Origin of the sequence: Pseudomonas sp. CM25 (assembly GCF_013179705.1) — a bacterium.
Classification (GTDB): Bacteria; Pseudomonadota; Gammaproteobacteria; order Pseudomonadales; family Pseudomonadaceae; genus Aquipseudomonas.
The window spans coordinates 1-13,859 of sequence record NZ_JABMCW010000136.1; the positions used below are offsets into that span (position 1 = coordinate 1).

10 protein-coding genes are annotated in these 13,859 nt (G+C 64.6%); 7 read left to right on the forward strand and 3 right to left on the reverse strand.

The window, feature by feature from the left end; translation table 11 throughout:
• The 4 genes from HP546_RS15545 to HP546_RS15560 form a co-directional block, all read left to right on the forward strand.
• The coding region (locus HP546_RS15545) for a methyl-accepting chemotaxis protein (RefSeq protein ID WP_172227120.1) at window positions 1-1,419 on the forward strand (1,419 nt) is incomplete at its 5' end.
• Window positions 1,416-6,407: an Hpt domain-containing protein gene (locus HP546_RS15550; RefSeq protein ID WP_372242436.1), complete on the forward strand. Its 4,992-nt coding sequence runs from the start codon at window positions 1,416-1,418 to the stop codon at window positions 6,405-6,407. The genes HP546_RS15545 and HP546_RS15550, both read left to right, overlap by 4 nt.
• Entirely contained in the window at window positions 6,400-6,873 is a 474-nt protein-coding gene (locus HP546_RS15555) for a chemotaxis protein CheW (protein WP_172227123.1), read from the forward strand. The genes HP546_RS15550 and HP546_RS15555 overlap by 8 nt, the downstream gene beginning before the upstream one ends.
• Window positions 6,874-6,942: 69 nt before the next feature.
• Window positions 6,943-7,560: a hemolysin III family protein gene (locus HP546_RS15560; protein ID WP_172227126.1), complete on the forward strand. Its 618-nt coding sequence runs from the start codon at window positions 6,943-6,945 to the stop codon at window positions 7,558-7,560.
• Here the strand turns inward: HP546_RS15560 and HP546_RS15565 are convergent, their stop codons facing one another.
• From HP546_RS15565 to HP546_RS15575, 3 genes are all read right to left on the reverse strand, one after another.
• Window positions 7,561-8,280: a 16S rRNA (uracil(1498)-N(3))-methyltransferase gene (locus HP546_RS15565; protein WP_172227129.1), complete on the reverse strand. Its 720-nt coding sequence runs from the start codon at window positions 8,278-8,280 to the stop codon at window positions 7,561-7,563.
• Between the two features lie 131 nt (window positions 8,281-8,411).
• Window positions 8,412-9,818 carry an adenosylmethionine--8-amino-7-oxononanoate transaminase gene (locus tag HP546_RS15570; protein WP_172227132.1) on the reverse strand — a complete coding sequence of 469 codons (1,407 nt, stop codon included), beginning with the start codon at window positions 9,816-9,818 and terminating at the stop codon, window positions 8,412-8,414.
• Between the two features lie 79 nt (window positions 9,819-9,897).
• Window positions 9,898-10,389 carry a hypothetical protein gene (locus tag HP546_RS15575; protein ID WP_172227135.1) on the reverse strand — a complete coding sequence of 164 codons (492 nt, stop codon included), beginning with the start codon at window positions 10,387-10,389 and terminating at the stop codon, window positions 9,898-9,900.
• Between the two features lie 208 nt (window positions 10,390-10,597).
• Between HP546_RS15575 and HP546_RS15580 the strand changes: the two genes are divergently transcribed.
• The 3 genes from HP546_RS15580 (at window position 10,598) to HP546_RS15590 (ending at window position 13,821) form a co-directional block, all read left to right on the forward strand.
• Window positions 10,598-12,442 carry a flavin monoamine oxidase family protein gene (locus tag HP546_RS15580; protein WP_172227138.1) on the forward strand — a complete coding sequence of 615 codons (1,845 nt, stop codon included), beginning with the start codon at window positions 10,598-10,600 and terminating at the stop codon, window positions 12,440-12,442.
• 214 nt (window positions 12,443-12,656) lie between these two features.
• Window positions 12,657-13,208 (forward strand): cytochrome b, encoded by a 552-nt coding sequence (locus HP546_RS15585; RefSeq protein WP_172227142.1) that lies wholly within the window; start codon window positions 12,657-12,659, stop codon window positions 13,206-13,208.
• A gap of 34 nt (window positions 13,209-13,242) precedes the next feature.
• On the forward strand, window positions 13,243-13,821 hold the full coding sequence (locus HP546_RS15590) for a YceI family protein (RefSeq protein ID WP_172227145.1): 579 nt from the start codon (window positions 13,243-13,245) through the stop codon (window positions 13,819-13,821).
• Window positions 13,822-13,859 lie beyond the last annotated feature (38 nt).

Consider the following 13,859-nt stretch of genomic DNA (forward strand, 5'->3'; position numbering starts at 1 on the left):
GCCTTTGGCCGCGATGCCGGGCGCTTTGGCCAGGTACTGGAAGGGATGCTCAGCGGCAACGCGGCAATCCAGGTGACCCGCGTGGAGGACGCAGACGCGCGTGCGCGGCTGGCCGAAATTGCCGAGCTGTTCCAGTTCGTCGCAGGCTCCGTGGACGAAATCCTTGAAACCTCGCCAGAACTGTTCCGCGTGCGCGAGGCGGCGGGGAATATATTCAGCTTGTCGCAGACCCTGCTCGACGAGGCTTCGCACCTGGCCAACGGTTTCGAGAACCTGGCCGGCGGCCGCACCCTCGACACCGTTGGCGGCTACGCGCTGGGCCTGCTGGCGTTGGCATCGATCATCCTGATCGGCCTGGTGATGGTGCGCACCACCAACCGCCAGCTGCGCGAGACGGCGGAAAAGAACGAACGCAACCAGCAGGCGATCATGCGCCTGCTCGACGAAATCGAAGAACTGGCCGATGGCGACCTGACCGTGACCGTATCGGTGACCGAGGACTTTACCGGGGCCATCGCCGACTCGATCAACTACTCCGTGGACCAGCTGCGCGACCTGGTTGCAACCATCAACCACAGCGCCGTGCAGGTCGCCGCCGCCGTGCAGGACACGCAGAACACCGCACGCCAGCTGGCCAAGGCCTCCGAGCACCAGGCCGCGCAGATCAGCGAGGCGTCCGAGGCGGTCGGCGACATGGTCGAATCGATCGACCGGGTTTCGGCGCATGCCTATGAATCGGCCAAGGTAGCCGAGCGCTCGGTGGCCATCGCCAACAAGGGCAACGAGGTGGTGCACAACACCATCAACGGCATGGACAACATTCGCGAACAGATCCAGGACACCGCCAAGCGGATCAAGCGCCTGGGCGAGTCTTCACAGGAAATCGGCGATATCGTCAGCCTGATCGACGACATTGCCGACCAGACCAACATCCTTGCCCTTAACGCTGCGATCCAGGCCTCGCTGGCCGGTGAGGCCGGCCGTGGCTTTGCCGTGGTCGCCGACGAGGTGCAGCGCCTGGCCGAACGCTCGTCGTCGGCCACCCGGCAGATCGAGGCGCTGGTGCGCACCATCCAGGCTGATACCAACGAGGCGGTGATATCCATGGAGCAGACCACCGCCGAAGTGGTCCGTGGCGCTCGCCTGGCCCAGGATGCCGGGGTGGCGCTGGCCGAGATCGAGGGGGTATCGCAGAACCTCGCCGACCTTATCCACAGCATTTCCGACGCCGCCCAGTTGCAGACCTCCTCGGCTGGGCAGATTTCCCACACCATGGCGGTGATCCAGCAGATTACCGCACAAACCTCCGCCGGCTCCGGCGCCACTGCCGACAGCATCCGCCACCTGGCCCGCATGGCCAGCGAGATGCGCCGTTCGGTGTCCGGTTTCACCCTGCCGCCACCTGCAGAGCCCAAATGAAGAGCTCGACCGAAACGCCGCGCCCGGCAATGCCCATTGCGTTGGCCAGTGTAAGCCCCGAGCGCCACGACACCGTGGCGCTGGCCTGGACCAAGGCCGCCATCCTCGATTGCCTGGGCCAGGCGCGTCAGGCGCTGGAGCGCTTTGCCGGCGAGCCGGGCGACCTGTCGATGCTCGCCTTCGTGGTCGACAACCTGCATCAGGTACACGGCTGCCTGCGCATGCTCGAATTGCGCGGCGCAACGCGGCTGGCCGAGGAACTTGAACTGTTCGCCAAGGCCCTGGCCGACGGCCAGGTCAGCCCGCGTGGTGACTGCCTGGGCGCGTTGTTCCGCGGCCTGGAGCAACTGCCTTCGTACCTTGAGCGCCTGCGCGGTGCGCGCCATGACCTGCCTCTGGTCATGCTGCCGCTGCTCAACCAGCTGCGCACCTGCCGCGGCATCGAACCGCTCGCCCAGGCCAGCCTGATCAGCGGCGCAGCGCAGCGCTTTGCCGGTGCCGACGATCTGGCCAACCTCGACCTGTCGCTGGGCAACTGGCGCGAGCAATTACAGGCCGGGCCTGGTCGCGATGCCCTGCGCTCGGTGGTGACCGCGCTGTGCGACGACCTGATGCGCATCAAGGAGCGCCTCGACCAGTTCGTGCGCAGTGACCGCCAGCACAGCGAACAGCTCGATGCTTTGCTGGCGCCACTGCGTCATGTGGCGGACACCTTGGCCGTGCTGGGTTTCCAGCAACCACGGCGGGTGATCATCGACCAGGTGCTGGCGCTTCAGGCCCTTGTCCTGGGCGAGCGGGCAGTGGACGACCCGGTGTTGATGGACGTGGCAGGTGCCCTGTTGTATGTCGAAGCCTCGCTCAATGGCATGGTTGGCCCGCTGGAAGAAAACGGCCAGGGCGGCCTGCCGGGCTCGGACCTGGTCGAGATTCGCCAACTGGTACTCAATGAGTCGTTGAACGTGCTGCAGCAGGCCAAGGACCTGATCGGCGATTGCCTGGAGTCTGGCTGGCCGCGGCAACGCCTGCAGCCCTTGCCGGGCCTGCTGCAGCAGATCCGTGGGGCCTTGGCGATGTTGACCCTGCCGACGGTGGCCGAGCTGTTCGCCGGTTGCGCCAACTATGTGCAGCGCTGGTTGCAGCACCTGGAGGAGGAGCCGCCTGCCGCTGAGCTGACCCACCTGGCCGAGGCGCTGAGCGCTGCCGAATGCTACTTGCAATGGCGCCTGGCCGACCCGCTGGCGGATGGCCAGCCGTTTGTCGACATGGCGCGTGCCAGCCTGGCGGCGCTGGGCGTGCATTGTGCCGTCCCAGATGCCGACTGCGACACTGACGGCAGCGGCGATGGCATTGATGACGAGCTGCGCGAAGTGTTCCTCGACGAGGCCGGTGAACTGCTGCCGGAGATCGAGCGGCACTGGCTGCGTTGGCGTGCCGACAACCAGCAGCGCGAGGCGCTGGCTGAAGTGCGTCGCGCACTGCATACCCTCAAAGGCAGTGGGCGCATGGTCCACGCCGAAGCGGTGGCCGAACTGGCCTGGGGCGCCGAACACCTGCTGAGCCGGGTCCTGGAAGGGCGTAGCCTGCTCAGCCCGGAAGGCGTGGTGGCCTTGCAGCAGGTGTTCGTCCACCTGCCCGACCTGCTGGCCGACTTTGCCGTCGGCCAGTTGCCGCAACTGACCGAGATCGAACAGCTGGCCGGGCACCTGCATGCGCTGGCCGAAAACGACGCGCCGGCGCCTGCCGATGTCGACGGCCTCGACCCGCAACTGCTGGATATCTTCCGCACTGAGGCACAAGGCCACCTGGCCAGCCTTGACGCTTTCCTGGAAGGTGCCGATGGCCACGACACACTGGTCAGCGACGGCCTGCAGCGCGCCTTGCACACGCTCAAGGGCAGTGCCGCCATGGCCGGGGTGATGCCGGTCGCCGAACTGGCCACCGCCTTCGACCGCCTGGCCCGTGAGTACAAAGGCCATCAATTGCCCGTGCAAATGGCCGAAATCGAGTGGCTAAAGGCAGCGCGCGGGCTGTTCCAGGCTGGCCTTGCGCAACTCGACAGCACGCCGCTGGCGGCTATCCCCGGTGCTGCGGAGCTGATCGAGCAGGTCGGCCAGGCGGTCGACGGGCGCCTGGCCAGCTTGCATGACGATGGCCTGCAGCAGATGCAGGGCGCCAAGCGCGACCCGCAGGGTGTCGCCAGCTTCCTGGCCCAGGCCATGGATACCCTGCTCAATGCCGAGTCGATGCTGTCGCGCTGGCAGCAACAGCCCGGCCAGCGTGACGCACTGGACATCCTGCTCGACGAAATGACCAGCCTGGGTCACGCCGCGCACCTGGCCGACCTGTGGCAGATGGACGACGTCTGCGAGGCCTTGCTCGACCTGTACGGCGCGGTGGAAGAGGGCAGCCTGCCGGCCGATGGACGCTTCTTCGCCCAGGCGCAGCAGGCGCATGAAGCCCTGCTGGACATGCTCGACGAAGTGGCAGCCGGGCAGGATATTCCGCCCCGTCCCGAGCTGGTCGACAGCTTGCGCAACCTGCTGGACCAAGCCCTGGCGCCGGATGCCACCGGGTTGGTGGGCATCGACACGGTCACACCGTTGCACCCGGACATGGACCTGGCCGATACCCTGGGACTGGGGGGGGCGCATGGCCCTTTGTTGCCCGAGTTGGCCGAGCCGCTGAGCGAAGAGCCGGAAAGCCCTGGCGAAGAGTTGCTGGAAGTGTTCCTCGAAGAAAGCTCGGATATCGTCGAGAGCGCCGCGGCAGCCCTGGCGCGCTGGCAGGCCGACCCGCGCAGCAGTGTCGAGGTGGACAACCTGATGCGCGACCTGCACACCCTCAAGGGGGTGGCGCGCATGGTCGAGATTGCGCCTATCGGCGACCTGGCCCACGAACTGGAGTTTCTCTACGAGCTGTTGGCCGCTGGCCGGCTGCCGCCGAGCGCGCCGCTGTTCGCACTGCTGCAGAACTGCCATGACCGCCTGGCGCACATGCTCGATGCCGTGCGCCTTGGGCAGCCGCTGCACGCCGCCACGGCACTGATCGACTACATTCGCAATTTCAGCAGCGCGGCCCTGACTGACAGCGCTGCCGGTCAGGGGCCGCTTGAAGCCGCCGCCAATGATGTACCTGCGGCTGCTCCGGAGCGGGCGCCAGGTGACATGGTCAAGGTCGATGCCGAGTTGCTCGACGGCCTTGGCAACCTGGCGGGCGAACATTCGATCATCCGCGGGCGCATCGAGCAGCAGGTCAATGACGCGCAGTTCGCGCTCAACGAGATGGAAACCACGCTGGAGCGCATGCGCGACCAGTTGCTGCGCCTGGATATCGAAACCCAAGGGCGGATCTCCAGCCGCCAGCAGTTCGAAGGGGATGCCTACGACGACTTCGACCCGTTGGAAATGGACCGCCATTCGCAGCTGCAGCAGCTGTCGCGGGCCTTGTTCGAATCCGCCTCGGACCTGCTTGACCTGAAGGAAACCCTGGCCCAGCGCGCCCAGGAGGCCTCCAGCCTGCTGCAGCAGCAGGCGCGGGTGAACAGCCAGTTGCAAGAAGGCCTGACTGCTACCCTGATGGTGCCTTTCGAACGTCTGGTGCCGCGCTTGCAGCGGGTGGTGCGGCAGGTGGCGAGCGAGCTGGGCAAGCAAGTGGAGCTGGTGGTCGGTAACGCCGAAGGCGAACTGGACCGCAGTGTGCTCGAGCGCATGGTGGCGCCGCTGGAGCACATGCTGCGCAACGCTGTCGACCATGGCCTGGAAAGCCGCGAAATGCGCCTGGCGGCCGGAAAGCCTGAGCAAGGTACCATTCACCTGAACTTGCTCCACGAAGGCGCCGACATCGTTATCGAAATGACCGATGACGGTGCCGGCGTGCCTCTGGAAGCGGTACGGCGCAAAGCCATCAAGCGCGGTTTGCTGGACCCGCAGGCGCGCTTGAGCGATCACGAGATCCTGCAGTTCATCCTGCGCCCGGGGTTCTCCACCGCCGAGAAAATCACCCAGATCTCCGGGCGCGGTCTGGGCATGGACGTGGTGCACGAGGAGGTCAAGCAACTGGGTGGCTCGATGAGCATCGAGTCGGCCCAGGGCAAGGGTGCGCGCTTCCTTATCCGCCTGCCGTTCACCGTGTCGATCAACCGGGCGTTGATGGTGCATCTGGGTGAGGAGCAGTACGCCATTCCGCTGAATACCATCGAGGGCATTGTCCGCGTGCCGCCAGCAGAGCTCGCCGCTTGCTATGAGCTGGACACGCCGCGTTATGTCTATGCCGGTCACGACTACCAGCTGCGCTACCTGGGCGAGTTGCTGCAAGGCCTGCCGCGCCCGGCATTGCTGGGGCAGAGCGTACCGCTGCCGGTGCTGCTGGTGCATTCCAAGGAGCAGTCATTCGCCATCCAGGCCGACAGCCTGTCGCCCAGCCGCGAGATCGTGGTGAAGAGCCTGGGCCCGCAGTTTGCTGCGGTTGCCGGGTTGTCGGGGGCGACGTTGCTGGGCGATGGCCGGGTAGTGCTTATTCTCGATCTGCTTGGCCAGCTGCGCGGCCAGCAGCGACGCCTGGCCCGCCTGCCCGGCGGTGGCCCGCAGCGCCAGCTGCTTGGCCCGGCACCGCGCCGGGCACTGCTGGTAATGGTGGTGGACGACTCGGTCACGGTGCGCAAGGTAACCAGCCGCCTGCTGGAGCGCCACGGCATGAGTGTGCTGACCGCCAAGGACGGCGTCGACGCCATGGCCCTGCTGGAAGAGCACCGGCCGGATGTATTGCTGCTGGATATCGAGATGCCGCGCATGGACGGTTTTGAGGTGGCCACCCGCATTCGGCGTGACGCGCGGCTCAAAGACCTGCCGATCATCATGATCACCTCGCGTACCGGGCAGAAGCACCGCGATCGCGCCATGGCCATCGGGGTCAATGAATACCTGGGCAAACCGTATCAGGAATCGCTGCTGTTGCAGAGCATCGCGCACTGGAGCTCGACCCATGCTTGAACTGATCGCCGGCCAGCGCAGCAGCCTGACCGGGTTGTTGCTGCCCTTGGGTGACCGCACCCTGGTGTTGCCTAATGTGGCGGTTGCCGAATTGAGCGGCCAGCGCAACCTGGTGTGCCAACCTGGCGAGCCGGCCTGGCACCTGGGCTGGATCGACTGGCGCCAGCAGCGTCTGCCGCTGGTCGGGTTCGAGGCGGCTTGTGGCGGCGAAACGCCGTGCGGCGAGCGTGCGCGTGTGGTGGTGCTCAATGCGTTGGGCGACACCGGCTTGCGCTATCTGGCGTTGTTGCTGCAGGACATCCCGCGCTCGTGCAAGCTCGACAGCCAGCTGAATTATGTGGATGTGGCGCTGGGTCGCCTTGAGCTGGCGGCCGTGCAGGTGGGTGAGCAGGTGGCACGGGTGCCGGACCTGGTGGCACTGGAAAGGCTGGTGCGTGACGCAGACCTGCAACCTGACCTTGGGTAAGATTACCCGCGAAAGGGCCGCAACAGACATCATCAGGAACCCAGCCCGGCTCGGGAGGTCTGTGTTTGCATGTATTACGGTGAACGCTTCAACGCCTGGACCCACCTGGTCGGTGCCGTCCTGGCCTGTATCGGTGCCATCTGGCTGATCGTGGTTGCGGGCCTGCAAGGCGACCCCTGGAAGATCGTCAGCTTCTCCATCTACGGCAGTACATTGCTGTTGCTGTACAGCGTTTCCACCCTGTACCACAGCACCCGTGGCCGGGCGAAAGTGATCATGCGCAAGCTCGATCACCTGTCGATCTACCTGCTGATTGCCGGCAGCTACACGCCGTTTTGCCTGGTCAGCCTGCGCGGCCCCTGGGGCTGGAGCCTGTTCGGCGTGGTCTGGGCGCTGGCGGTGCTCGGCATGCTGCAGGAGATCAAACCGCGCAGCGAAGCGCGCATCCTGTCGATCATCATCTATGCCGTGATGGGCTGGATCGTGCTGGTGGCGGTCAAGCCTTTGCTGCGCTCGCTGGGCGTCGCCGGCTTTGCCTGGCTGGCCGCCGGCGGCGTGCTGTACACCGTGGGCATCATATTCTTTGCCCTGGACAGCCGCCTGCGCCACGCGCACGGCATCTGGCACCTGTTCGTGATCGCAGGCAGCCTGATGCACTTCGTGGCGGTGTCGTTCTATGTGCGCTAGTTAAAAGTCGCCCCACAACTGCTGGGCGACAGACAGCGCCACCACTGGCGCGGTCTCGGTGCGCAGCACGCGGGGGCCAAGGCGCGCAGCGTGGAAGCCGGCCGCCTTGGCCTGGTCGACTTCGGCCTCGCTCAAACCGCCTTCGGGGCCGATCAGGAAGGCCAGGGTTGCCGGTTTTTCATGGCTGGTGAGCGGTTCTGCCACCGGGTGCAGGACCAGTTTCAAATCCGCATTGCTGCTGCCCAGCCATTCGGCCAGGGTCAGCGGCGGGTGGATGACGGGCAGGGTCGAGCGGCCGCATTGTTCGCAGGCACTGATCGCCACCTGGCGCCAGTGGGCCAGGCGCTTGTCGGCGCGTTCATCCTTCAGGCGCACTTCGCAGCGTTCGCTGACGATGGGGGTGATTTCGTTGGCGCCCAGCTCGGTGGCCTTCTGGATCGCCCAGTCCATGCGCTCGCCGCGCGACAGGCCCTGGCCAAGGTGGACGTGCAGCGGTGAGTCGGCCTGGCCGGCGAAGGCCTGGTCGAGGTTGACGCGCACGGTCTTCTTGCCCACTTCGAGCAGCTGGCCGAGGTATTCCTGGCCGCTGCCGTCGAACAGTTGCACGGCGTCGCCGGCGGCCATGCGCAGCACGCGGCCGATGTAGTGGGCCTGGGCTTCGGGCAGGTCGTGCTGGCCAATGCTCAGGGGGGCGTCGATGAAGAAGCGGGACAGTCTCATGGATCAGCTCGGACGGAATGGGCTCATGTGACACTGTGGGAGCGGGTTCACCCGCGAATGCGGCGGCGAATCCACTATCGCATTCGCGGGTAAACCCGCTCCCACAGGGTTTGGTGGCAGGCTTGCGGGAGTTAACCCGGGTCGCGGAAGTCAGGGTGGAAGTTTGCGGGAACCGCCACGCTGACGCTATCACGGGTGGCGATGTCGATGCCTTCGCTGGCCACTTCGGCGAGGAAGTCGATCTGCTCCGGGGTGATTACATACGGTGGCAGGAAATACACCACGCTGCCCAGCGGGCGCAACAAGGCGCCACGGCTCAAGGCATGCTTGAACACTTTCAGGCCACGGCGCTCCTGCCAGGGGTAGGCGACTTTGCCAGCCTTGTCCTTGACCATTTCGATTGCCAGGGCCATGCCGGTCTGGCGGATCTCGGCCACGTGCGGGTGATCGGCCAGGTGAGCAGTGGCCGTGGCCATGCGCGTGGCCAAGGGCTTGTTGGCCTCGATCACGTTGTCCTGTTCGAAGATATCCAGGGTCGCCAGCGCCGCCGCGCACGCCAGCGGGTTGCCGGTGTAGCTGTGCGAGTGGAGAAACGCGCGCAAGGTCGGGTAGTCGTCGTAGAAGGCCTGGTACACCTTGTCGGTGGTCAGGCAGGCGGCCAGCGGCAGGTAGCCGCCGGTCAAGGCCTTGGACAGGCACAGGAAATCTGGCCGAATGCCGGCCTGCTCACAGGCGAACAAGGTGCCGGTGCGGCCGAAGCCTACGGCAATTTCGTCGTGGATCAGGTGCACGTCGTAGCGGTCGCAGGCTTCGCGCAGCAGCTTGAGGTAGACCGGGTGGTACATGCGCATGCCGCCCGCGCCCTGGATCAGCGGTTCTATAATCACGGCGCTGATCGAGGCGTGGTGCTCGGCCAGGGTCTGCTCCATTACCTGGAACATGTTGCGCGAGTGCTCCTCCCAACCCATGCCCTCGGGGCGCAGGTAGCAGTCGGGGCTCGGTACCTTGATGGTGTCGAGCAGCAGCGCCTTGTAGGTTTCAGTGAACAGCGGCACGTCGCCCACCGACATCGCGGCGATGGTTTCGCCGTGGTAGCTGTTGGTCAGGGTGACAAAGCGCTTCTTGTCCGGTTTGCCGACGTTCTGCCAGTAGTGGAAGCTCATCTTCAGCGCCACTTCGATGCACGACGAACCGTTGTCGGCATAAAACACCCGATCCAGCCCGGCCGGGGTCATGGCCACCAGGCGCTCGGACAGCTCGATCACCGGCTGGTGGCTGAAACCTGCCAGGATCACATGCTCCAGCTGGTCGACCTGGTCCTTGATGCGCTGGTTGATGCGCGGGTTGGCATGGCCGAACACGTTGACCCACCAGCTGCTCACCGCATCCAGGTAGCGCTTGCCTTCGAAGTCTTCCAGCCACACGCCTTCACCGCGCCTGATCGGGATCAGCGGCAGCTGCTCGTGGTCTTTCATCTGGGTGCAGGGGTGCCACAGGACCTTCAGGTCGCGTTGCATCCACTGATCATTGAGGCCCATCGGCACTTCTCCTGGCTTTGCGGCGTGGTTCGACCGCGTAAGCCTAAGCAATGCCGCAGGGCAGGACAACCGCTGCCGTTCAATGGCGCTGTGTGCCGGTCCATTCAAGCTTGCGGATGTGCACGGTACCGGCCTGCGAAGTGGAGATGGTCAGGCGGCGGAACGGCCCGTCGATCACCTGGTGGTAGGGCTGCGTGGCGATGGGGCCGGGGCGCAGGTCGCGAAAGCCGCTGCCCTCAAGTGTGAGCCAGTAGAAGTTGCGTGGTGCCGGTGCGATCAGGTCGTAGTTGTGGTTCCCGGCATCGAACAGCATGTGCAGGTCGTCACCGAGGAAGTCGCTGACCACGTAGTATTCCAGCCGCAGGCACTCGACCTCCTGGGCGAAGGCGATTTCCACATCGCTGTGTTCGCCGATGACCAGCTCGGTGCCGTCCTCACCCTTGAACGCCTCATGAAAGCCGCTGGATGAAGTGCTGTTGGAGCGGATACTCAGCCCGGAGGGCGTGAGCAGGGTCTGCTTGTGCGGCAACGACTGGCGGTCAACTTGCTGGAAATGCTCTTCGAACATCATCTGCGTGCCCTCCTGGCGGGCTTCTGGCCATCTTCGCCAGCATCGCCTGCTGCCGTGTGAAACGGCTACTGGCAAAAATGTCAGTTGCCTAAAGCACTTGATGTCACTGCGCTGGCAGGGTTGGCGGAGGTGACGTATTCTTAACGCATCTCCCCGGGGCATTCCTGCCTCTCCCGTCTCTGCAACTTTTTACTCGGAGTTCGCCATCATGGCTGCTGCTTGGGTGCGCCTGTGCGCGTTGGTATTGATCGGTGTGTCCAGCGGCGCCGCGCTGGCAAAGGACAAGACACCCACAGCTATTGTGGTGGGCGGCGGCCTGGCGGGCCTGACAGCGGCTTACGAGCTGCAGAACAAAGGCTGGCAGGTGACCTTGCTGGAAGCCAAGGCGGGCATGGGCGGGCGCTCGGGCCTTGCCACCAGCGAGTGGATCGGTAACGCCAAGGCGCAGCCAGTGCTCAACCAGTACATTGACCGTTTCAAGCTTGAAACACTGCCGGCGCCCGAGTTCGTGCGTACCCCCGGTTACCTGATCGACGGCGAGTACTTCAGCGCCACTGACCTGGCCACCAAGCAACCGGCCACCGCCGAGGCGCTCAAGCGCTACGAGAAGACCCTCGACGACCTGGCACGCTCGATCGACGACCCGATGAACCCGCAGGCGACCAGCACGCTGTTCGCCCTCGACCAGATCAACGTTTCCAGCTGGCTGGACAAACTGCAACTGCCGGCCACCGCCCGTCAGCTGGTGAACCAGCAGATCCGTACCCGCTACGATGAGCCGTCGCGCCTGTCGCTGCTGTACTTCGCCCAGCAGAACCGTGTGTACCGCGGCGTCAGCGACCGCGACCTGCGCGCCGCGCGCCTGCCGGGTGGCAGCCCGGTGCTGGCCCAGGCTTTCGTCAAGCAGCTCAAGACCATCAAGACCAGCTCGCCGGTGACCGCCATTGTCCAGGACAAGGACGGCGTCACGGTCAAGGTTGGCAGTGTCGGTTATCAGGCCGATTACCTGGTACTGGCCGTGCCGCTGCGCGCGCTGGCCAAGATCCAGATGACCCCGGGGCTGGACGGCCAGCACGTGGCGGCGCTGAAGGGCACCAACTATGGCTGGCGCGACCAGCTGATGCTGAAGTTCAAGACGCCAGTGTGGGAAAGCCGCGCACGCATGTCGGGTGAAATCTTCAGTAATGCCGGCCTGGGCATGCTGTGGATCGAGCCTGCGCTGAAGGGTGGCGCCAACGTGGTGATCAACCTGTCCGGTGATAATGCCCGCCTGCTGCAGGCCTTCGGCGACAAGCAGATGGTCGACCAGGTGCTGATCCGCCTGCACGCGTTCTACCCGCAGGCACGTGGTGCGTTCACTGGCTACGAGGTCAAGCGTTACAGCGTCGACGCCGGTACCGGCGGCGCCTACCTGGCCTATGGCCCGGGGCAGATCAGCAAATACTGGCGCCTGTGGGAGCGCCCGGTGCAGCGTATCACCTTTGCCGGCGAGCACACCGATGCCTTGTACCCGGGCACCCTGGAAGGCGCCCTGCGCAGTGGCCAGCGCGCCGCCAGCCAGGCGCAGGACCTGCTGGCCGGCAAGTCGTTCGACCCGGCCAAAGCGGTACCGGTTGCAGCGGCCGCAGCCGGAGCTGCAGCAGCCAAGGACAGCAAGGGCGGGTTCTTCTCCAATATGTTCGGCGGCTCGTCCGACAAGGCTGACAAGGCACCTGCAAAGCCAGAGCTCAAGCAGGTCGATGAGGCCAAACAGGACAAGCCTGGCTTCTTCAAGCGCCTGTTTGGTGGGGATGACAAGCCTGAAGTGAAGGCGGAGCCCATCGCCAAGGCTGAGGAAGTGGTACCGGCAGTTGCGCCTGTGCCTGCTCCTCAAGTCGCGCCGGCCGCAGTGGTCAAGGAAGCGTCGGCCAAGCCTGCGGCGATCAAGGCTGCACCGGTCAAGCATGCCCCGGCGCACAAACCGGCGCACAAACCTGCCGAGCCCAAGAAGGCCACTGCCAAGTCCGAGCCTGCCAAGAAAGCCGTGGTCAATAGCCAGGCTAAAGCAGGCTGATGCAGGGACAGTTCCGGCCTTTTCGCGGCGGTCGACGCCTCGAAGAGGCCGGCACTGGCAAGCGCACTCTCTCCGTCTATTGTTAATGTTTCCTTAATGGGCAGCTCAGAGAATAAATATCGTATTTCTCGATAATCCGAAGCAGTTTTTTCCGCTTTTATTCGATACGTTACGCGCTAATCTGTGCACAGCTTTCACGGGGAAACACGCCAACATGCAACTGCGCAATTCACCTTCTCGCTACGGCGTGGTCAGCATCGTCCTGCACTGGGGCGTGGCGCTGGCAGTCTTCGGCCTGTTTGGCCTGGGCCTGTGGATGGTCGGCCTCGACTATTACAGCCCATGGCGCAAAGCCGGCCCGGACTTGCACAAAAGCATTGGCCTGGTGCTGCTGGCAGTGATGCTGCTGCGTGTGCTCTGGCGCTTCATCAGCCCACCACCACCAGCTCCGGCCAACCACGGCGCATTCACCCGCCTGGCGGCCAAGCTCGGCCATCTGGCTCTGTACATCGGCCTGTTTGCGGTGATGGCGGCCGGTTACCTGATTTCCACCGCCGACGGTGTTGGCATTCCGGTGTTCGGGTTGTTCGAAGTCCCGGCACTGGTCAGCGATCTGCCCGACCAGGCGGATGTGGCTGGCGTGATCCATCTCTGGCTGGCCTGGGGCCTGGTGATTTTTGCCGTGCTGCATGCCCTGGCAGCGTTCAAGCACCATTTCATCGACCGTGACGCGACCCTGACCCGTATGCTGGGCCGCAAAGCTTGACTCTCAACCTCAATTGCAAAGGAAGGAAGTAAGGATGTTGAAAAAGACTTTTGCCGCTCTGGCGCTCGGTACCGCTCTGCTCTCCGCTGGCCAGGCCATGGCTGCCGAGTACAAGATCGACAAGGAAGGCCAGCACGCGTTCGTCGACTGGAAGATCAGCCACCTGGGCTACAGCTTCATTCACGGTACCTTCAAGGACTTCGACGGCAACTTCAGCTGGGACAGCGCCAAGCCTGAAGCCAGCAAGATCAGCGTCGACCTGAAAACCGCCAGCCTGTGGTCGAACCACGCCGAGCGTGACAAGCACATCGCCAGCGCCGACTTCCTCGATGTGAAGAAGTACCCGGAAGCCAAGTTCGTTTCCACCAGCGTCAAGTCGACTGGCGACAAGACTGCTGACGTGACTGGCGACCTGACCATGCACGGCGTGACCAAGCCGGTCACTTTCAAGGCCACCTTCAACGGTGAAGGCAAGGACCCATGGGGCGGCGAGCGCGCTGGCTTCAACGCCACCACCACGCTGAACCTGAACGACTTCGGCATCAAAGGCCCGGGCGCGACCTCGCAGACCCTGGACCTGGATATCAGTGTTGAAGGCGTGAAGCAGAAGTAACTATTGCTCGGCAATAAAAAACGCCGCCCATTGGGCGG

Bases quoted from the DNA above. Each gene is read 5' to 3' on its own strand.
- HP546_RS15550 (WP_372242436.1), top strand. From the start codon at position 1,416: ATGAAGAGCTCGACCGAAACGCCGCGCCCGGCAATGCCCATTGCGTTG.
- HP546_RS15555 (WP_172227123.1), top strand. From the start codon at position 6,400: ATGCTTGAACTGATCGCCGGCCAGCGCAGCAGCCTGACCGGGTTGTTG.
- HP546_RS15560 (WP_172227126.1), top strand. From the start codon at position 6,943: ATGTATTACGGTGAACGCTTCAACGCCTGGACCCACCTGGTCGGTGCC.
- HP546_RS15565 (WP_172227129.1), bottom strand. From the start codon at position 8,280: ATGAGACTGTCCCGCTTCTTCATCGACGCCCCCCTGAGCATTGGCCAG.
- HP546_RS15570 (WP_172227132.1), bottom strand. From the start codon at position 9,818: ATGGGCCTCAATGATCAGTGGATGCAACGCGACCTGAAGGTCCTGTGG.
- HP546_RS15575 (WP_172227135.1), bottom strand. From the start codon at position 10,389: ATGATGTTCGAAGAGCATTTCCAGCAAGTTGACCGCCAGTCGTTGCCG.
- HP546_RS15580 (WP_172227138.1), top strand. From the start codon at position 10,598: ATGGCTGCTGCTTGGGTGCGCCTGTGCGCGTTGGTATTGATCGGTGTG.
- HP546_RS15585 (WP_172227142.1), top strand. From the start codon at position 12,657: ATGCAACTGCGCAATTCACCTTCTCGCTACGGCGTGGTCAGCATCGTC.
- HP546_RS15590 (WP_172227145.1), top strand. From the start codon at position 13,243: ATGTTGAAAAAGACTTTTGCCGCTCTGGCGCTCGGTACCGCTCTGCTC.